This window comes from Streptomyces sp. NPDC006655 (genome assembly GCF_040703965.1).
In the GTDB taxonomy this organism is placed as follows: Bacteria; Actinomycetota; Actinomycetes; order Streptomycetales; family Streptomycetaceae; genus Streptomyces.
Genome location: NZ_JBEYJU010000028.1, coordinates 55,392 through 74,732 on the forward strand (window position 1 = coordinate 55,392; position 19,341 = coordinate 74,732).

Below are 19,341 nucleotides of genomic sequence, written 5' to 3' on the forward strand. Positions count from 1 at the left end.
GGTCACGACCGATCCGGATCCGCCATTACGGATGTCGGTGCGAGCAGGCAAGATGGGCGGGAGCGCAGTACACCTGCGGTACGAGAGCCGTTCAGGCCGAGGACGCCGGCGCGATCAAGGTCCGCAACGCGCATGAAATGCTGTTGTGGTGTGATGCCCGGGTGCCCGACCGCCTCCTGTGGGACCGGGAGCAAGGCGGCCTGACCAGCAAGGATGGGGAAGCGGAAGATGGACAAGCAGCAGGAGTTCGTGCTCCGGACCTTGGAGGAGCGCGACATCCGGTTCGTACGCCTGTGGTTCACGGACGTGCTGGGCTTCCTCAAGTCCGTCGCCGTGGCCCCGGCCGAGCTTGAACAGGCCTTCGACGAGGGCATCGGTTTCGACGGCTCCGCGATCGAGGGCTTCGCCCGGGTCTACGAGTCCGACATGATCGCGAAGCCGGATCCGTCGACCTTCCAGGTCCTGCCGTGGCGCGCGGAGACCCCGGGTACGGCCCGCATGTTCTGCGACATCCTGATGCCGGACGGCTCCCCGTCCTTCGCGGACCCGCGGTACGTGCTCAAGCGCGCCCTGGCCCGCACCTCCGACCTCGGCTTCACCTTCTACACCCACCCCGAGATCGAGTTCTTCCTGCTGAAGGACCGCCCGCTGGACGGCTCCCGCCCCACCCCGGCCGACAACTCGGGCTACTTCGACCACACCCCGACCAGCGTCGGCATGGACTTCCGCCGCCAGGCGATCACCATGCTGGAGTCGATGGGCATCTCGGTGGAGTTCTCCCACCACGAGGGCGCGCCGGGCCAGCAGGAGATCGACCTGCGCTACGCGGACGCGCTCTCCACGGCCGACAACATCATGACGTTCCGGCTGGTCATGAAGCAGGTGGCGCTGGAGCAGGGGGTGCAGGCGACCTTCATGCCGAAGCCGTTCTCCGAGCACCCCGGCTCCGGCATGCACACCCACCTCTCCCTCTTCGAGGGCGACCGCAACGCGTTCTACGAGTCCGGCGCCGAGTACCAGCTCTCCAAGGTGGGCCGCTCCTTCATCGCGGGCCTGCTGCGGCACGCCGCCGAGATCTCCGCGGTCACCAACCAGTGGGTGAACTCCTACAAGCGCATCTGGGGCGGCTCCGAGCGCACGGCGGGCGCCGGCGGCGAGGCGCCCTCGTACATCTGCTGGGGGCACAACAACCGCAGCGCGCTGGTCCGGGTCCCGATGTACAAGCCCGGCAAGACCGGCTCCGCGCGCGTCGAGGTCCGCTCCATCGACTCCGGCGCCAACCCCTACCTGGCCTACGCCCTGCTGCTGGCGGCCGGCCTGAAGGGCATCGAGGAGGGGTACGAGCTGCCGCCGGGCGCCGAGGACGACGTCTGGGCCCTCTCCAACGCCGAGCGCCGCGCCATGGGTATCGAGCCCCTCCCGCAGAACCTCGGCGAGGCCCTGACCCTCATGGAGGGCAGCGACCTGGTCGCCGAGACCCTCGGCGAACACGTCTTCGACTTCTTCCTCCGCAACAAGCGCCAGGAGTGGGAGGAGTACCGCTCCGAGGTGACCGCCTTCGAGCTGCGGAAGAACCTGCCGGTGCTGTAGTGCGCGTCACCCGACGAACGCCGGGGAGACCGCCGAGACGCTGATGCGTCGCGGTTTCCCCGTGCCGTCCGCCGGCATCTCGTAGAGGTCCGCGCCGTAGTCGCCCGGCAGCGCGTACACGATCGTGCGGGCGTCCTTCCACACCGCCTGGTCGTCCACGCTCCGGGACTCCGCGAGCGGGGTCTCGCGCAGCGTCCTCAGGTCGAGGACATACAGGCGCCAGGGGGCGTCCTTCGGGAGGCCCGGCACCCGTTTCTTGTAGGCGACGCGGGTGCCGTCGGGGGAGAGGGACGGGCACTCGACGTTCCGGTGGACGGTGGTGAGCGTGCGGGCGCGCAGGCTGCCCCGGACCAGGTACGTCGAGCCCTGCGTGGCCAGCGTCGCGTAGAAGGTGTCGTCGTCCGGGGCGAAGGTCACGCCCCAGAAGTTGACGTCCGCCGCGTGGTAGGTCCTGCCGTCCTTGACGACGCGGAAGGCCTCCAGGGACGGGATCAGGGTGCCCGTACGGGTGTCCACGATCGCCGTACGGGTGGAGAAGTCCGTGCCCGCGTACGAGTCGCCGCCCACGAACGCCGTCCAGGCCGCGTAGTGGCCCGTCGGGGAGACCCGGGCCCGCGAAGGGATGCCCGGGACGTCGTAGTGCGCCCTCGGGTGCAGGCGGGCGTCCAGGACCAGGGCCCGGTACGTGTCGGAGACCGGGCCGTGGACGGCTTGCAGGCACACGCCGGTGCCCGCCGCGGCGTAGAACCGCAGGCACTTGACGCCGGAGGCGGTACGGGGGCCGGAGGGGGCCGACGCGGGCGTCGTGGTCAGTTCGTCGCGGTGCGGGCCCCAGGCCATGTTGCGGAAGACCATGCGGCCGGGCGCGGTGAGCGTCACCGTCCCGGGCGTGACCTGCGCGGCGCCCGCCCGCGGGTGGTCGCGGCGCTCCGCCCGCGCCGACGCGTGCAGGACGGAGGCCAGGGCTATCGCCCCCAGCACGGCGAGGGCGGACGCCAGGATCAGGACGCGGGATCTCAGGGTCATACGGCTGCCTCCCGGGAGGGGCGGAGGGTGAGGGCGTAGGCGGCGCACACCGCCAGCGCACCCGTGGACGCCAGCAGTGCCGTACGGTCGCCCCACAGCGTCCACGCCGCGCCGAACGCCAGCGAACAGACGAAACGCGCGCCCGCCTGGCCCGTCTGGACCAGCGCCAGGCCGGACGAGCGCAGCTCCTGGGGCACGCGGTCCGACGCGACGGCCATCAGGACCCCGTCCGTCGCGGCGTAGAACGTGCCGTGCAGGGCGAGGACCGCGTAGGGGAGGGCCGTGCCGTGCCAGGACGTGAGCAGCAGGGTGTAGGCGAGCAGCAGGGCCGCGTGGCCCGCGAGGAACACCCGCCAGCGGCCCCAGCGGTCCGCCAGCCGGCCGAGCGGGACGGCCAGCAGGAGGAACGCGGCCGCCGTGCCGAGGGGGAGCAGGGGGAACCAGCGGTCCGGGACGCCGAGGCGCCGTTGCAGCAGCAGGTACACGAACGAGTCGCTCACCGTGGCGAGGCCGAGGAGCAGGGCGCAGACGGTGATCCGCCGCAGGTCACGCAGGCCCAGCAGCCCGACCGCCGCCCGCACCGTGGGACGCGCCCCCACCGCACCGGCCCCACCCCCACCGCCCGGCAGCGGTTCCGGCGTGCCGGCCCCGCGCCCGCCGCCCGGCACCGGCCCGGACGCGCCGGTCCCGCGCCCGATGTCCGCCATCGGTCCGGACGTGCCGGTCACGCGTCGGCCGCCCGGCAGCGGTTCCGGCGTGCCGGTTCCCGGCCCGTTGCCCGGCGTCGGTCCCGGCGTGCCGGTCCTGCCGCTCGGTACGAACAGCGCCAGGACCAGCACGCCCAGGACCGCCACGCAGAAGCTCACCGTGAACACCGCGTCGTAGCCGTCCACCGTCGCCCGCAGGATGAGGAACGCGGCCAGGGGGCCGAGCAGCGCGCCCGCCGTGTCCATCGCGCGGTGCACGCCGAAGGCGCGGCCCCGGGTCTCCGGGGTGCTGGAGAGCGAGATCAGGGCGTCCCGGGGAGCCGTGCGCACCCCCTTGCCGGTGCGGTCCGCCGCCAGGACCAGGCCGATGGGGGTGAGGGTGTGAGCGACCAGCAGGAGGGGCTTGCACAGGGCCGACAGGGCGTAGCCCGCACCCGCCACCCACTTGTGGCGGCCGCCGCCGCGGTCGGCGAGGTGGCCGCCGACCAGGCGGACGACCGCCGAGAAGCCGTTGTAGACGCCGTCGAGGAGGCCGAAGCCCAGGGGCGACAGGCCGAGGCCCGTCACCAGGTACAGCGGGAGGACCGCGGTGACCATCTCGGAGGAGACGTCCGTGATCAGGCTGACGGTGCCCAGGGCGAGGACGGTGGGGGCGATCGTGGCGCGGTACCGCCCGGCCGGCGCGGGCCGGGCGGTACCTTCCACGGACGCCGTCGGGTCGTTCGCGCGGCTGTCCGCTACGTACACGTCAGGACGCCCAGATCCCGGTGATGTCGGAGGAGGACGCCGCGTTGCCCGCGTGCGCGGACAGGCCCTGGCCGTCCTCCAGGGTGCGCAGCAGGTCGTAGTGGTCGTACGTGGTGGACGAGGTGGAGCCCGCGGCCACCGGCTGGCCGTACAGGACGGTCGGGATGCGGTTGCCGGCCAGGCGGTTGTCCTCGTCCATGGTGACGACGAGCAGGCTGTTGTGGGTCTTGGCCCAGGTCGCGTACGCGCCCAGGTTGTTCTTCAGCCAGGTGTCACCGGTGGACACCGAGCAGTCGTGCATGTCGCTGCACAGGTTGGGGGTGACGAAGGACAGCTGGGGGAGGGTGGAGTAGTCGGTCGGGAACTGGGCGAACGTCTTCGCGCTCGACGTCGGCACGTTGCTGAAGCCGAACCACGGGTTGTGCTTCTGCGCGTACTTGCCGCTGCTGCACGTGGTCGAACCCTGGCTGGGCAGGCTCTCGTTGTAGCTGGCCCAGGTGCGGCCGGCCGCGAGCTGCTCGGAGGCCAGGTTGGCGGCCGAGGAGAAGCCGGGCGTGACGCAGCTGTCGTCGGTGATGCCCTGGGTGGAGCCGGAGAACAGGGCGTAGTAGTTGGGCTGGCTCGGGTGGGTCTCGGCGTACATCTGGGTCAGGTTGGCGCCGCCGGTCGCCAGCGAGTTGATGTACGGGGCGCTGGAGGAGCCGATGACCTGGCTGTAGGCGTGGTTCTCGAAGACCACGACGATCACGTGGTCCGGGGTCGGTACGGCACTCGCGGCGTGCGCGGACGTGCCGCCGAGCCCGGTCCACAGGCCGATCGCGGCCGCGGTGAAGGCGGTTGCCGAGGCCACCGCCGTACGGGCTCGGCGCAGCGTCGCCGAACGTGCGGAACTGCCGGACACATCAACCTCCGGGGGAGAGGACGGAGTTGCAGGGCTGGCGGTGCGGACAGAGCATGCACACGCCAAGACTCCCATGGCTCACGGAATTCGACCCCCTGGGTGAAGAGCCGGTGAACGCCGGGTACTTGCGCCCCATGGCACGCATCCTGGTGGGCACCTGTGGCTGGACCGACCGCGCCCTGGTGGCGAGCGGCTGGTACCCGCCCGGCCGACGCGACCCGGAGGGCCGGCTGCGGCACTACGCCGGCCGGTTCCCGGTCGTGGAGGCCGACTCCCCGTACTACGCCCTCCCGTCCGCCCGCACCACCCGGCTCTGGGCGGACCGCACCCCGGACGGCTTCCGCTTCGACGTCAAGGCGTTCTCCCTCCTCACCGGCCACCCCACCCGCCCGGCCGCCCTCCCCGCCGACCTGCGCGGCCACCCCCGTGACGAAGGCCTGCGGGCGGAGGTCTGGGCCCGTTACGCCGAGGCCGTCGACCCGCTGCGCTGCTCCGGCCGCCTGGGCACCCTCCTCTTCCAGTATCCGCCCTCCCTGGCCCCCGGTCCCGACGCGGAGGCGGCCGTGAGGGCCGCCAGGGAACGCGCCCGCGACTGGCCGTTCGCCGTGGAGTTCCGCCACCCCGACTGGTGGCGCAGCGCGCGTACGACGGCCTTCCTGCGGGACCTGGACGCCACCGCCGTCGCCGTGGACACCGCCCGCGGCCTGCCCGGCTCCCTCCCCCCGACGGCCCAGGTCACCACCCCCCGCCTGGCGGTCGTCCGCTTCCACGGACGCAGCCCCCACTGGGGCACCGGCAGCAAGGAGGACCGCTTCCGCCACACCTACACCGCCGCCGAGCTCACCGAGTGGCTGCCGCGCCTGCGCACCCTGGCCGAGCAGGCCGAAGAGGTCCACGTCCTGTTCAACAACTGCTGCGCGGACAGCGCCGCGCGGGCGGCCCGGACGATGACGGAACTGCTCACCGCCCACCTGCCGCACCAGCGCCGCGCCCCGTCCACCCCGCCGTCGGCCCGCCCCGCCGACCGCCCGCCCGAGGCCGGTCCGGGCCGCTCCGGTTAGTCTCGTCTGACCAGGACCGTGATCCCAGGGGAGGCCGCAGATGACGCCGGGGCGCAGGAGCAGTACCTTCACGCGACTGCTGCGGCACGGCTTCACCGATGCCTCGGCCGCCGAGCGGCTGCTGGACAGCGCCGAGCTGGCCGCCGTACGCGACGACCCGGTGCTCCTCGAAGCCCTGGGCGCCACCGCCGACCCCGACCTCGCCCTGCACGGCCTGGTACGGCTCCTGGAGGCCCAGCCGGGGCCCACCGCCCGCCGTGAGCTGCTCGACACCCTGATAGCGGCCAAGCCGCTGCGGGACCGGCTGCTGGGCGTCCTCGGCGCCTCCGCCGCCCTCGCCGACCACCTCGCCCGGCACCCGCGCGACTGGGAGGCCCTGGTCACCTACGAGCCCCGCGACCTGCACCCCGGCGTCGCCGAGTTCGAACGCGGCCTCGCCGAGGCCGGCGACCCCGTCTCCCTCCGGGTCGCCTACCGGCGCTGCCTGCTGTCCATCGCCGCCCGCGACGTCTGCGGCACCACCGACGTCGCCGAGACCGCCGCCGAGCTCGCCGACCTCGCCACCGCCACCCTGCGCGCCGCCCTGGCGCTCGCCGAGAGCGCCGCGCCCGAGGACGCCGCCCGCTGCCGGCTGGCGGTGATCGCCATGGGCAAGTGCGGCGGCCACGAACTGAACTACGTCTCCGACGTCGACGTCATCTTCGTCGGCGAGGCCGCGGGCGAGGCCGACGAGGCCAAGGCGCTGCGCTCCGCCACCAAGCTGGCCTCGCACATGATGCGGATCTGCTCGGAGACGACGGTGGAGGGCTCCATCTGGCCCGTCGACGCCAACCTCCGCCCCGAGGGCCGCAACGGCCCCCTCGTCCGCACCCTCAGCAGCCACCTCGCCTACTACCAGCGCTGGGCCAAGACCTGGGAGTTCCAGGCCCTGCTCAAGGCCCGCCCGGTCGCCGGCGACCTCGACCTCGGCGCGGAGTACGTCGCCGCGCTCGAACCCCTGGTCTGGAAGGCCGCCGAGCGCGAGAACTTCGTCGTCGACGTGCAGAAGATGCGCCGCCGGGTGGTGGAGAACATCCCCGCCGCCGAGATCGACCGCGAGCTGAAACTCGGTCCTGGCGGCCTTCGGGACGTCGAGTTCGCCGTCCAGCTCCTGCAGTTGGTGCACGGCAGGGCGGACGCCTCGCTGCGCTCCGGCACCACCCTGGACGCGCTCCAGGCCCTCGCGTCCGGCGGCTACGTCGGCCGGGACGACGCCGCCCGCCTCGACGAGGCCTACCGCTTCCTGCGCTCCATGGAGCACCGCATCCAGCTCTACCGGCTGCGCCGCACCCACCTGGTCCCCGAGGACGAGGCCGACCTGCGCCGCCTCGGCCGCTCGCTCGGCCTGCGCACCGACCCGGTGACCGAGCTGACCCGCGAGTGGAAGCGGCACGCGGGCGTCGTACGGCGCCTGCACGAGAAGCTCTTCTACCGCCCGCTGCTCGACGCCGTCGCCCAACTCGCGCCCGGTGAGACCAGGTTGAGCGCCGAGGCGGCCCGGGAACGCCTGGTGGCGCTCGGCTACACCGACCCGGCCGCCGCCCTGCGCCACCTGGAGGCGCTCGCCTCCGGCGTCACCCGCAAGGCCGCCATCCAGCGCACCCTGCTGCCCGTCCTGCTGGGCTGGTTCGCCGACTCCGCCGACCCGGACGCGGGCCTGCTGAACTTCCGCAAGGTCTCCGACGCGCTCGGCAAGACACCCTGGTACCTGCGGCTGCTCCGGGACGAGGGGGCCGCCGCGGAGAACCTGGCGCGCGTGCTCTCCGCCGGCCGCCTCGCCCCCGACCTGCTGATGCGCGCCCCGGAGGCGGTGGCCCTGCTCGGCGACGGCGACGGGGGCGGCCTGGAGCCGCGCGGCCGCGGTCCGCTGGAGCAGGAGATCCTGGCCGCCGTCCGCCGCGCGGACAACGCCGAGGACGGCGTGCGGGCCGCGCGCGGGGTGCGCCGCCGGGAGCTGTTCCGCACGGCCGCCGCCGACATCGTCGACTCCTACGGCACCGAGACCAAGCCCGCCGAGGCCGACCAGGGCGCCCTGGTGGACCGGGTCGGCGCGGCGGTCTCCGACCTGACCGCGGCCACCCTCGCCGGCACCCTGCGCGCGGTCGTCCGCGACGGCTGGGGCGACACCCTGCCCACCAGGTTCGCCATGATCGGCATGGGCCGGTTCGGCGGCCACGAACTCGGCTACGGCTCCGACGCGGACGTCGTCTTCGTGCACGAACCGCGGGAGGGCGTGGACGAACGGGAGGCCGCCGACGCCGCCAACAAGGTCGTCGCCGAGATGCGCAGGCTGCTCCAGATCCCCAGCGCCGACCCGCCGTTGCTCATCGACGCGGACCTGCGCCCCGAGGGCAAGTCCGGGCCGCTGGTGCGCACCCTCAAGTCCTACGAGGCGTACTACCGGCGCTGGTCCCTCGGGTGGGAGTCGCAGGCCCTGCTGCGCGCCGAGCCGGTCGCCGGGGACGAGGAGCTGGGGCGCCGGTTCGTCGAGCTGATCGACCCGCTGCGGTACCCGGCGCGGGGGCTCGGCGAGGACGCGGTGCGTGAGATCCGGCGGCTGAAGGCACGCATGGAGTCCGAGCGGCTGCCGCGTGGCGCCGACCCGAAGCTGCACACCAAGCTCGGACCGGGCGGGCTGTCCGACGTCGAGTGGACCGTGCAGCTGCTGCAACTGCGGCACGGCTGGGCCGAGCCGGGGCTGCGGACCACCCGGACCCGGGCGGCGCTGGCCGCGGCCGAGGCGGCGGGGCTGCTGGGGGCCGAGGAGGCCGCGATCCTGGACGAGGCGTGGGTGCTGGCGACCCGGGTGCGCAACGCCGTGATGCTGGTGCGGGGACGGGCGGGGGACACGTTTCCCACCGAGAGCCGGGAGCTGGCCGCGGTCGGGCGGTACCTGGGGTACGGGGACGGGCACGCGGGGGACATGCTGGACGCGTACCGGCGGACCGCGCGCCGGGCGCGGGCGGTCGTGGAGGAGCTCTTCTACGGCGCCTAGGGAGTAGCGGTTTTCGGGTGCGGGTGCGGGTGCGGGTGCGTAGGGGTTGCTCGCGCAGTTCCTCCCCCAGCCTTCGGCCGGGGGTACCCCCAGCGCCCCTTCGGGGCGCGTCAAGGGGACGCACGTCAAGGGCGCAACGCTCTCGCGTGGTTCATGAGGCCCGTCAGACCCACCTCGAAGGCCCGGTCCGCACGGCCTTCGCCCACCGCCGCCAGCGCCTCCGCCAGGTGTGGGGTGGGGGTCCGGGCCGTCAGTTCCCACATCGCCTCCGGGGCCGACAGGTCCAGCGCCGAGCCGAGGACCAGGTTCTCCACGGCGATCAGCAGCGGCATCACGTCCGCCGCGGCGAAGCCCGCCGCCAGCAGCACCGTGACCGCGCGCTCGTACTGCTCCAGGACCCGGGGCGCGCGCACCGGTGACGTCATCAGGAGCGGGATCGCCCTCGGGTGCGCGGCGAACGCGGCCCGGTAGGAGCGGGCCCATGCTTCCAGGGCGGTGTCCCAGGGGGCCAGGTCCAGGGTCGACGGGTCGATCGCGGAGGCGACCCGCTCCCGCAGCAGTTCGACGATGCCGTCCCGGCCGTCCACATGGTGATACAGCGAGCCGGTCTGCGTGCCGAGCCGCTTCGCGATCGCCGGGACGCTGAAGTCGCCCTGCTCGTCCACGAGTTGCAATGCGGTCGTGGTGATCCGCTCCCGGTCGAGGAGCGGGGTGCGCGGCCGTCCCATCAGTCTGCTCTCCCCCGAAGGTGTGAAACGGGTCTTCCCGGATGTCCAGGAGGAGGCTACATTGCCGAAACCGAAAGCCTTTAGATTTACGGGTCCGGGGCAGCCCCTGCCCCGGTAGCGCCGGTCACCCCGCACGCCCGGAACCCTCCCGTCCGCTGCGCTCGAAGGGCTCCCCTCCATGTCCGTCACCGCTCGCGAGGAGACCACGCCGCCTGCCACGGCGACCCTCCGCTCCGGCTCGCTCGGCACCGCCGACATCGCCTTCTTCGTCATCTCCGCCGCCGCCCCGCTCACCGTGATGGCCGGCGTCGCCCCCCTCGCCGTCCTGCTCGGCGGCATCGGGGCCCCGGCCGGCTACCTCGTCGCCGGCATCACCCTCGCCGTCTTCGCCGTCGGCTTCACCACCATGAGCCGGCACATCAGGAGCGGCGGCGCGTTCTACGCGTACATCACCCGCGGCCTCGGCCGCCCGGTCGGCATCGGCGCCGCCCTGCTCGCGCTGATCGGCTACAACGGCATGGAGATCGGCGTCTACGGCCTGCTCGGCAGCGCAGGCCGGGACACCGCCAAGGCCCTCCTCGGCGTCGACGTCCCCTGGCTGCCGATCGCCCTCGCCGGACTGCTCCTCATCGGCTACGGCGGCTACCGGTCCATCGAGTTCGGCGCCAAGGTGCTGGGCGTGCTGCTGGTCGCCGAGACCGGGATCCTCGTCCTGCTCGCGGGCGGGGTGCTGGTCAAGGGCGGCGCGCACGGACTGTCGGCCGCCTCCTTCGCCCCGGACCACGTCTTCGTCTCCGGTACGGCCGTCGTCCTCGCCTTCGCCTTCGCCGCCTTCACCGGCTTCGAGTCCACGGTCATCTACCGGCGCGAGGCCCGCGACCCCGAGCGCACCGTGCCACGCGCCACCTACGTGGCCGTCGCGTTCCTCGGCCTCTTCTACGCCTTCATGGTGTGGATCGTCGTCCAGGCCTTCGGCGACCGGGACGTCATCGCGGCCGCCGCCAAGGACCCCGGCGGCCTCTTCTTCACCGCCATCACCCGCTACGTCGGCGGCTGGGCGGCCGACCTGATGCACGTCTTCATCGTCACCAGCATCATCGCCTCCCTCCTCGCCTTCCACAACGCGATCAACCGGTACGCCCTGGCGCTCGCCGAGGAGGGTGTGCTGCCGCGACGGCTGGGCACGATCCACCCCCGCCACCGCTCCCCGTACTGGGCCGGCGTCGCCCAGACCGTGGTCGGCCTGGTGGTCGTGGTCGGCTTCTGGGCGGCCGGCGCCGACCCGTACGACCAGCTGCTGCTGTGGGTCAACACCCCCGGGATGATCGGCCTGTTCGTGCTCCAGCTGCTCGCCGCGATCGCCGTGCCCTGCTACTTCCGCCGGGTCCGGCACCAGGAGGGCGTGGTGCGCACCGTGCTCGCCCCGACCGTCGCCGCCGTCCTGCTCGCCACCGCCATAGGCCTGGTCATCACCCACATCGACCTGTTCACCGGCGCGTCGGACGCGGTCAACACCCTGCTGATCCTGATCGCGCCCGCCGTGTTCGTCGCCGGTCTCGGCCTCGCATGGTGGCTGCGCCGCCGACGGCCCGCCGTGTACGCGGACTTCGCGGCCGAGCCCGCCGACGCCACCGCATGACCGTACGCAACCAAGGAGCCCAGCCCGCCATGACCACCGCCCCCGACCTGGTCCTCACCGGTGCCGAGGTCCGCACCCTCGACCCCGCCCGGCCCCGCGCCACCGCCGTCGCCGTGCGCGACGGGCTGATCGCCGCCGTCGGCGACGAACGGGACGTGTCCGCCTGGCGGGGGCCCGGCACCGAGGTCGTGGACCTCGACGGCGCCCATCTGGTACCGGGACTGGTGGACGCGCACAGCCACCCCGTGTGGGGCCTGGACATGGCGGCCGGCGCCGACCTGTCGGGGGTGACCGGACTGGCGGCCCTGCGGGCTGCGCTCGCCGGGGCCGAGCGCGTCGACGGCTGGGTGATCGGCTTCGGCCTCGACCACAACGCGTTCGAGGGACGACCGGTGGACCGCGCGCTCGTCGAGGACGTACTCGGCGGCGCCCCCGCCTTCCTGCGGCTGTACGACGGCCACTCGGCGCTCGCCACCGGCGCGGCGCTGACCGCGGCGGGGGTGACCGGCGCGCGGGCCTTCGAGCAGCGGTCGCGGATCGTGTGCGACGCCGACGGCCGCCCCACCGGGCACCTGATCGAGCACGCGGCGATGCAGCTGGTCGAACGGGTGATGCCCCGCCTGTCCCACGCGGCCCGCCGACGGCGGCTCGTGGAGCTGCTGGCCGCCATGGCCGCGACCGGGCTGACCGGGGCGCACGTCATGGACGCGGGGGACGCCGAGCTGGTCGGGGCGGTGGCCGAGGAGACCGTCCTGCCGCTGCGGCTGCGCTTCGCGCCCTGGTGCATGCCGGGCGTCGACGAGGCAGGGCTGGCGGAACTGGTCGCGGCCCAGGGGCGGGGCGGCCGGCACTGGACGGTCGGCGGGGTGAAGTTCTTCATGGACGGCACCGTGGAAGGGGGGACCGCCTGGCTGGAGCACGCGGACTGCCACGGGCAGGGGACGGCGGCCTTCTGGCCCGACCCGAACGCCTACGCGGCCGCCGTACGGCACCTGCACGCGGCCGGGGTGCGCACGGCCACGCACGCGATCGGGGACGCCGCGGTACGGCACGTCCTGGACGTGGTTGCGGGGCTGGGGGCGGGCGCGGCGGGCCGGCACCGCATCGAGCACATCGAGACGGCGCCGGACGACCTGCTGCCCCGGTTCGCGGAGCTGGGGGTGGCCGCGTCCATGCAGCCGCCGCACACCGCATACACCCGGGCCGACGGCACCGACGAGTGGTCCCGCCGGCTGGGCACCGCCCGCGCCCGGCACGCCTGGCGGCTGCGTGACCTGCGCGACGCGGGGGCGACGGTCGCCCTCGGCTCGGACTGGCCGATCGCCCACTACGACGCGCGGGCGGTCCTCGCGACCGCCCGCGCACCCCGCGGAGCGGCGTCGGCACGGGCGGGGCTGACGGCCCTGGAGGCCCTGGAGGGCTGCACGACCCACGCGGCGCGCGCGGCCGGGGAGACGCGGACCGCGGGCCGCATCACACCGGGCTACCGAGCCGACCTGACCGCACTAGGCCTGGACCCCCTGACCACCCCACCGGACGAACTCACCGAGGCACCGGTACGCCTGACGGTGACCGGCGGACACGTGGTACACCGCGACAAGTGACACCCCGGCCCCTGAGAAGCACGAGCCCGAGCAAACGCCTGAGCCGCCGTGGCGGTGGGATTGGGGGGTGGCTGGTGCAGGGGGGATGGTGCTCGGTTCGGGATCGGCGGGCCGAGCAAACTCCGGCTCCGCCGGTGGCCGCCGCCGGTTCGGCCGTGCGCGGTGGCGGTGGGATTGGGGGGCGGCTGGTGCAGGGGGGATGGTGCTCGGTTCGGGATCGGCGGGCCGAGCGGGCTTCGGCACCGCCGGTCGTCGCCGTTTCGGCTGGGCGCCGTCGTGGCGGAGTGCGCGGGGGCGGTGACTTCGCTTCCGGCGGCTGTTGCCGTCTCGGGCGTGCTCCGTCGCGGCGGTCGGAGAGGCCTGCGGGGTTGCGGCCCCTGTTGTCAGCCGTGTGGTTGTTTTCGGGTCTCGGTTGTTCGGGGGCCGTCCGTTCCCCCGTCGGTTCCCTTCTCGCCGCCGCTACGGCGTTCGGCCGCGGCGGTGCATCGCGGCGGGGCCGTGGCGGTCGGCCTTCGGGGCAGTCCGTAGGGCCACGCGCCGTACCACCCGCGGGACAGGGTGAGGCCGAAGGCCAGGCAGAGGGCTCCGCCCACCGCGTCCAGCCAGAAGTGGTTGGCCGTGGACACGATCACCAGCAACGTCGCCGCCGGGTAGAGCAGGCCCAGGACCCGCACCCAGGGCACCGACGCCAGGGCGAAGATCGTCAGGCCGCACCACAGGGACCAGCCGATGTGCATGGACGGCATCGCGGCGTACTGGTTCGACATGTGCTTCAGGTCGCCCGAGGCCATCGAACCCCAGGTGTGGTGGACCGTCACCGTGTCGACGAAGCGGCCGCCGTTCATGAGCCGGGGCGGGGCGAGCGGGAACAGGTAGTAGCCGAGCAGGGCCACACCCGTCGTCGCGAAGAGCGCGAGGCGGGCCGCCGCGTACCGGCCGGGATGGCTGCGGAAGAGCCACACCAGCACCCCGAGCGTCACCACGAAATGCAACGTCGCGTAGTAGTAGTTCATGCCGATGATCAGCCAAGACACCGAGTTCACGGCATGGTTGACCGACTCCTCGACGGCGACCCCCAGCCGGTGCTCGGTACGCCAGATCCAGTCGGCGTTCCGCAGGGCCTGCGCCTTCTGCTCCGGTACCGCGTTGCGGATCAGCGAGTAGGTCCAGTAACTCACCGCGATCAGCAGGATCTCGAACCAGAGCCGGGGCCGCCGCGGACTGCGCAGTCTCCCGAGGAGACGCCGTCCGCCCTCGCTCGTGACGGTCCGCGGAAGGGTCTGTTGTTCGCGACCTTCCGGCTGTGTCACGGTCGAGTCACTCATAGGCACAGAGTCTGCCAGAAAAGACGTCTTCGACAGATCATCCCAAGGTCGGGTGCACGACGCATGTTGTACGGCGTGGCGACTACTGCGCAGGTATCGGAGCCCGGTCAGGCCCGGTGGGCGCGCTCCCCCGGAGCCGACGCGGTGGACCCCCGTACGACCAGTTCCGGCATGAAGACGAACTCGCTGTGCGGGGCGGGCGTACCGCCGATCTCCTCCAGCAGCGTGCGCACCGCCGCCTGCCCCATCGCCGGGACCGGTTTGCGGATGGTGGTGAGGGGCGGATCGGTGAACGCGATCAGCGGGGAGTCGTCGAAGCCGACGACGGAGACGTCCCGGGGGACGTCGAGGCCACGCTGGCGGACCGCCCGTATCGCCCCGAGGGCCATCATGTCGCTGGCGCAGACGATCGCCGTGCAGGAGCGCTCGATCAGCGCCGTGGCGGCCGCCTGACCGCCTTCCAGGGTGTACAGCGAGTGCTGGACGAGATCCCTCTCGACCTCCTCCGCGCCCAGCCCCAGCTGGTCCTGTATCGCCCGTACGAAGCCGTCGATCTTGCGCTGCACGGGCACGAACCGCTTCGGGCCGAGGGCGAGGCCGATCCGGGTGTGGCCAAGGGAGGCGAGGTGGGTGACGGCCAGCGTCATCGCGGCCCGGTCGTCGGGGGAGATGAACGGCGCCTGCACCTTCGGCGAGAAACCGTCCACCAGGACGTACGGCACGCCCTGCGCCCGCAGCCGCTCGTAGCGCTGCATGTCGGCGGTGGTGTCCGCGTGGAGCCCCGAGACGTAGATGATGCCCGCGACCCCGCGGTCCACCAGCATCTCGGTCAGCTCGTCCTCCGTGGACCCGCCGGGGGTCTGGGTGGCGAGCACGGGGGTGTAGCCCTGCCTGGTCAGCGCCTGCCCGATGACCTGGGCCAGGGCCGGGAATATCGGGTTCTCCAGCTCAGGGGTGATCAGGCCCACCAGGCCCTCGCTGCGCTGGCGCAGCCGTACCGGACGCTCGTAGCCGAGGACGTCCAGGGCGGCGAGCACGGACTGGCGGGTGGTGGCGGCGACGCCCGGCTTCCCGTTCAGAACCCGGCTCACCGTCGCCTCGCTCACCCCCGCCTGCGCTGCGATGTCGGCAAGCCGTGTGGTCACGGCACTGGACTGTACCGGCCGTATGTCCCCTTGCACACCGATCGGGCGCCTGATGCGGCCTGGGGGGCGGCCCGTCCTGGGCTGCTGCGTCATCCCACTCCCTACTGAAACGTGACGGCAAGAGCTTGCAGAGTCTTGCACAAGTGGCCGCCGTACCGCTCTACCGCCGTAAACAAGCGTCTCATGGCGGTCGCCGACAGGTCACGCCCGGATAACTTCGGAGATCTCTTGCACTTTTTTGCTGCAAGGTCTTTCGCAAGGCTTACATCGCTGTTACGTTCCCTGACGCCCGGCCGCCGCAGCAACGGCGCAGTCGGCACGACAGCGGGACGGCGGACGGGACCGCCCCCGCATCACTCGGGCTTAACCCTCAAGGAGAACTCATGCGGCGTGGCATAGCGGCCTCCGCACTGGTGGCGTCCCTCGCCCTCACGGCGACGGCGTGCGGCGGGAGCGGAAGCGACAGCAAGTCGGACGGCCCGGTCACCATCACCTGGTGGGACACCTCCAACGCCACCAACGAGTCGCCGACGTACAAGGCCCTGGTCAAGCAGTTCGAAGCCGCGAACAAGGACATCAAGGTCAACTACGTCGACGTCCAGTTCGACCAGGCGCAGAACAAGTTCGACACGGCCGCCCAGTCCGGCAAGGGCGCCCCCGACGTGCTGCGCTCCGAGGTCGGCTGGACGCCCGCCTTCGCCAAGGCCGGCTACTTCCTGCCGCTGGACGGCACCGCCGCCCTCGCCGACAAGGACAAGTTCCAGTCCAGCCTGATCACCCAGGCCCAGTACGAGGGCAAGACCTACGGCGTCCCGCTGGTCACCGACACCCTGGCCCTCGTATACAACAAGGCCCTGCTGAAGAAGGCCGGCATCACCGCGGCCCCCACCAGCTGGGACCAGGTCAAGGCCGACGCCGCCAAGATCCAGGACAAGACCGGGACCACCGGCTACTGGGGCCCCGAGGCCGCGTACTACACGCAGCCCTTCCTCTACGGCGAGGGCACCGACATGGTCGACGCCGCCGCCAAGAAGATCACCATCACCTCGGCGGCGGCCAAGAAGGGCTACCAGACCTGGCTGGGCCTCTACTCCGGCAAGGGCCTGCACAAGGCGGACACCACCGCCGACGCCTACGCCCACCGCCAGGACGCCTTCGTCAACGGCAAGGTCGCCATGACCATCGAGGGTCCCTGGGAGATCACCAACTTCTACAAGGGCTCCGCCTTCGGCGACAAGTCCAACCTCGGCATCGCCACCGTCCCGGCCGGCTCCACCGGCAAGGCGGGCGCCCCGACCGGCGGCCACAACCTGTCCATCTACGCGGGCATCGACAAGGCCCACCAGGCAGCGGCCCAGAAGTTCGTCGCCTTCATGACCTCCGCGAAGACCCAGACGGAGATCGCCCTGAAGAACTCCACCCTGCCGACCCGCGCCGACGCCTACACCGCCGAGGTCAAGGCCGACCCGGGCATCGCCGGCTACCAGGCCGTCCTCTCCTCCGCCCAGCCGCGCCCCGCGCTCGCCGAGTACTCCTCCCTGTGGGGCCCGGTCGGCACCGAGCTGACCAAGGTCGCCGGCGGCAAGGAGTCCCTGGACAAGGGCCTGAGCACCGCCGAACTCGGGATCGAGAAGCTCGTCCCCGACTTCAGCAAGTAAGCCCGCGTGGCCGCCGGAGCGCCCTGTTCAGGGGGGAGTGCTCCGGCGGCCGCCGGCCTGTGCCCAGCCCGCCAGCCCGCCCTCCCCGGATTTTCCAGAAGGTGTCGAACCATGACAGTCGCCATCGACCGCGCGACCGGCAAACGCCACGGTGACCGCGCGCCCCGCCCCGGGCTGGGCCAGCGGATCAGGAACGGCTACCAGAAACACTGGTACGCGTACGTGATGGTCGCCCCCGTGGCCGTCGTGCTCGGGGCGCTCGTCATCTACCCCCTGGTGTACGGCTTCTACCTGACGCTCACCGACGCCGACAGCCTCAACACCGCCCGCACCATCGGCGTCAACCACATCGACGCCACCTACAAGTTCATCGGCCTGGACAACTACAAGGACATCCTGTTCGGCCCGACGTCCTACGACCGCTTCTGGTCCCACTTCCTGTGGACGATCGTGTGGACCGCGCTCTGCGTCACCCTGCACTACACGATCGGCCTGGGCCTCGCCCTCCTCCTCAACGAGAAGTTCCGCGGGCGCACCTTCTACCGCATGGTCCTGGTGCTGCCCTGGGCGGTCCCCACCTTCGTCACCGTCTTCGGCTGGCGGTTCATGCTCGCCGACGGCGGCATCGTCAACAGCGCCCTGCACTTCCTCCACCTGCCACAACCCGACTGGCTGGAGGACACCTTCTGGCAGCGGGCCGCGGCGATCCTGGTCAACACCTGGTGCGGTGTGCCGTTCATGATGCTCTCGCTGCTCGGCGGCCTCCAGGCCATCGACGGCACGCTGTACGAGGCCGCCGAGATGGACGGCGCGAGCGCCTGGCAGCGCTTCCGGTACGTCACCCTGCCGGGCCTGAGGTCCGTCAGCTCCACGGTCGTCCTGCTCGGCATCATCTGGACGTTCAACCAGTTCGCCGTCATCTTCCTGCTCTTCGGCAACACCGCCCCCGACGCCCAGATCCTGGTCACCTGGGCCTACTTCCTCGGCTTCGGACAGCAGCCGCGCGACTTCGCCCAGTCCGCCGCCTACGGCATGCTGCTGCTGGCCATCCTGATCGTCTTCACCTCCTTCTACCGCCGCTGGCTCAACCGCAACGACCAGCAGCTCGCGATCTGAGGCAGGAGTTCTCATGAGTACGACCACTGTCCAGACCTCCGCCCAGGTCGCCGAGGAGACCCCCGTGTCCGGCACCCGCCGCGTCCGCGGCCGCGGCGAGCGCGGCCCGCTCGGCACCGCCGTCACCCACGGCGTCCTGGGCATCGCCGGCCTGGTCGCGTTCTTCCCCGTCGGCTGGCTGATCTTCCTCTCCCTCGGCCCGGACAAGGACGACTACCTGCACCCGAGCGGCATCTGGCACAAGATGACGCTGAGCAACTACTCCTTCGTCCTCCAGCACACCGGCTTCTGGGACTGGTTCAGGACGACGATGATCGTCGTCGGCGGCACCACGGTCATCGGGCTCATCCTCGCCTCGACCACCGGCTACGCGGTCTCCCGCATGCGCTTCCCCGGCTACCGGAAGTTCATGTGGCTGCTGCTGGTCACGCAGATGTTCCCGATCGCCGTCCTCATCGTGCCGATGTACCAGATCCTCTCGGACCTCGGCCTCATCGACAGCTACCTCGGACTGATCCTCGTCTACTGCACCACCGTCGTGCCGTACACGGCCTGGCTGCTCAAGGGCTACTTCGACACGATCCCCTTCGAGATCGACGAGGCCGGCCGCGTCGACGGGCTCTCGCCGTTCGGCACCTTCGCCCGGCTGATCCTGCCGCTGGCCAAGCCAGGGCTCGCGGTCGCCGCGTTCTACAACTTCCTCACCGCGTTCGGCGAGGTCGCCTTCGCCTCCACGTTCATGCTGAGCGACGACAAGTACACGTTCGCGGTGGGGCTGCAGAGCTTCATCAGCGAGCACGACGCGCAGCGGAACCTGATGACGGCGACCGCGGTGCTGATCGCGATACCGGTGGCCGTGTTCTTCTACCTCGTGCAGAAGAACCTGGTGACCGGGCTCACCGCCGGCGGAACCAAGGGATGACCGTCGGCTGAGCCGCGAAGGCCGTCGCTCGTCTGCGGCGCCATTGCGGCTGGTCGCGCAGTTCCCCGCGCCCCTTCGGGCGCTGCGCCTTCGGGGCGCTGCCCCTCGGGCGCGGGGTGGCGGCCGTGGTCTCCATCC

Annotated in this window: 14 protein-coding genes; 8 read left to right on the plus strand and 6 right to left on the minus strand. The window is 72.2% G+C overall.

Translation table 11 applies throughout. The features are described from left to right. Positions 1-228: 228 nt before the first annotated feature. The gene (locus tag AB0958_RS18380; RefSeq protein WP_366891466.1) at positions 229-1,590 is read left to right on the plus strand and encodes a glutamine synthetase family protein; all 1,362 of its coding nucleotides are present in this window, start codon (positions 229-231) and stop codon (positions 1,588-1,590) included. A gap of 6 nt (positions 1,591-1,596) precedes the next feature. Here AB0958_RS18380 and AB0958_RS18385 read toward each other — a convergent pair whose 3' ends face one another. From AB0958_RS18385 to AB0958_RS18395, 3 genes are read right to left on the minus strand one after another with little or no spacing between them, the layout of a single operon-like run. Then, positions 1,597-2,616: a TolB-like translocation protein gene (locus AB0958_RS18385; protein ID WP_366891467.1), complete on the minus strand. Its 1,020-nt coding sequence runs from the start codon at positions 2,614-2,616 to the stop codon at positions 1,597-1,599. After that, entirely contained in the window at positions 2,613-4,070 is a 1,458-nt protein-coding gene (locus AB0958_RS18390) for an MFS transporter (RefSeq protein ID WP_366891468.1), read from the minus strand. The genes AB0958_RS18385 and AB0958_RS18390 overlap by 4 nt, the downstream gene beginning before the upstream one ends. 1 nt (position 4,071) lies before the next feature. Further along, positions 4,072-4,971, minus strand: a complete 900-nt coding sequence (locus AB0958_RS18395; protein ID WP_366891469.1) for an alkaline phosphatase family protein — start codon at positions 4,969-4,971, stop codon at positions 4,072-4,074. A gap of 134 nt (positions 4,972-5,105) precedes the next feature. On the opposite strand from AB0958_RS18395, the gene AB0958_RS18400 reads away from it, so the two are divergent. Next, positions 5,106-6,032, plus strand: a complete 927-nt coding sequence (locus AB0958_RS18400; RefSeq protein WP_366891470.1) for a DUF72 domain-containing protein — start codon at positions 5,106-5,108, stop codon at positions 6,030-6,032. Positions 6,033-6,072: 40 nt separating this feature from the next. Continuing rightward, the gene (locus AB0958_RS18405; protein ID WP_366891471.1) at positions 6,073-9,066 is read left to right on the plus strand and encodes a bifunctional [glutamine synthetase] adenylyltransferase/[glutamine synthetase]-adenylyl-L-tyrosine phosphorylase; all 2,994 of its coding nucleotides are present in this window, start codon (positions 6,073-6,075) and stop codon (positions 9,064-9,066) included. Between the two features lie 125 nt (positions 9,067-9,191). Here the strand turns inward: AB0958_RS18405 and AB0958_RS18410 are convergent, their stop codons facing one another. Continuing rightward, entirely contained in the window at positions 9,192-9,794 is a 603-nt protein-coding gene (locus tag AB0958_RS18410; protein WP_366891472.1) for a TetR/AcrR family transcriptional regulator C-terminal domain-containing protein, read from the minus strand. A 178-nt stretch (positions 9,795-9,972) separates the two neighbouring features. Between AB0958_RS18410 and AB0958_RS18415 the strand changes: the two genes are divergently transcribed. Together AB0958_RS18415 and AB0958_RS18420 are read left to right on the plus strand one after the other, a co-directional pair. Further along, complete coding sequence (locus AB0958_RS18415) at positions 9,973-11,433, plus strand: APC family permease (RefSeq protein ID WP_366891473.1); 1,461 nt, start codon at positions 9,973-9,975, stop codon at positions 11,431-11,433. Positions 11,434-11,462: 29 nt separating this feature from the next. Further along, a complete protein-coding gene (locus AB0958_RS18420) occupies positions 11,463-13,037 on the plus strand; it encodes an amidohydrolase (protein WP_366891474.1) in 1,575 nt (524 codons plus the stop codon). 383 nt (positions 13,038-13,420) lie between these two features. Here AB0958_RS18420 and AB0958_RS18425 read toward each other — a convergent pair whose 3' ends face one another. Both AB0958_RS18425 and AB0958_RS18430 read right to left on the minus strand, forming a co-directional pair. Further along, a complete protein-coding gene (locus tag AB0958_RS18425; protein ID WP_366891475.1) occupies positions 13,421-14,362 on the minus strand; it encodes a phosphatase PAP2 family protein in 942 nt (313 codons plus the stop codon). A 107-nt stretch (positions 14,363-14,469) separates the two neighbouring features. Next, positions 14,470-15,507, minus strand: a complete 1,038-nt coding sequence (locus AB0958_RS18430) for a LacI family DNA-binding transcriptional regulator (protein WP_366891476.1) — start codon at positions 15,505-15,507, stop codon at positions 14,470-14,472. 383 nt (positions 15,508-15,890) lie between these two features. Here AB0958_RS18430 and AB0958_RS18435 point away from each other — a divergent pair, with 383 nt between their 5' ends. From AB0958_RS18435 to AB0958_RS18445, 3 genes are all read left to right on the plus strand, one after another. Then, positions 15,891-17,165, plus strand: a complete 1,275-nt coding sequence (locus AB0958_RS18435) for an extracellular solute-binding protein (protein WP_366891477.1) — start codon at positions 15,891-15,893, stop codon at positions 17,163-17,165. Positions 17,166-17,276: 111 nt separating this feature from the next. Continuing rightward, positions 17,277-18,281 carry a sugar ABC transporter permease gene (locus AB0958_RS18440; protein WP_366891478.1) on the plus strand — a complete coding sequence of 335 codons (1,005 nt, stop codon included), beginning with the start codon at positions 17,277-17,279 and terminating at the stop codon, positions 18,279-18,281. A gap of 13 nt (positions 18,282-18,294) precedes the next feature. Then, positions 18,295-19,203, plus strand: a complete 909-nt coding sequence (locus AB0958_RS18445) for a carbohydrate ABC transporter permease (RefSeq protein ID WP_366891479.1) — start codon at positions 18,295-18,297, stop codon at positions 19,201-19,203. Positions 19,204-19,341: the final 138 nt, after the last annotated feature.

Excerpts from the sequence above, each read along its gene's own strand:
- AB0958_RS18400 (WP_366891470.1), top strand. The coding sequence starts at position 5,106 with ATGGCACGCATCCTGGTGGGCACCTGTGGCTGGACCGACCGCGCCCTG.
- AB0958_RS18415 (WP_366891473.1), top strand. The coding sequence starts at position 9,973 with ATGTCCGTCACCGCTCGCGAGGAGACCACGCCGCCTGCCACGGCGACC.
- AB0958_RS18385 (WP_366891467.1), bottom strand. The coding sequence starts at position 2,616 with ATGACCCTGAGATCCCGCGTCCTGATCCTGGCGTCCGCCCTCGCCGTG.
- AB0958_RS18445 (WP_366891479.1), top strand. The coding sequence starts at position 18,295 with ATGAGTACGACCACTGTCCAGACCTCCGCCCAGGTCGCCGAGGAGACC.
- AB0958_RS18420 (WP_366891474.1), top strand. The coding sequence starts at position 11,463 with ATGACCACCGCCCCCGACCTGGTCCTCACCGGTGCCGAGGTCCGCACC.
- AB0958_RS18425 (WP_366891475.1), bottom strand. The coding sequence starts at position 14,362 with ATGAGTGACTCGACCGTGACACAGCCGGAAGGTCGCGAACAACAGACC.
- AB0958_RS18380 (WP_366891466.1), top strand. The coding sequence starts at position 229 with ATGGACAAGCAGCAGGAGTTCGTGCTCCGGACCTTGGAGGAGCGCGAC.
- AB0958_RS18435 (WP_366891477.1), top strand. The coding sequence starts at position 15,891 with ATGCGGCGTGGCATAGCGGCCTCCGCACTGGTGGCGTCCCTCGCCCTC.
- AB0958_RS18410 (WP_366891472.1), bottom strand. The coding sequence starts at position 9,794 with ATGGGACGGCCGCGCACCCCGCTCCTCGACCGGGAGCGGATCACCACG.
- AB0958_RS18440 (WP_366891478.1), top strand. The coding sequence starts at position 17,277 with ATGACAGTCGCCATCGACCGCGCGACCGGCAAACGCCACGGTGACCGC.
- AB0958_RS18405 (WP_366891471.1), top strand. The coding sequence starts at position 6,073 with ATGACGCCGGGGCGCAGGAGCAGTACCTTCACGCGACTGCTGCGGCAC.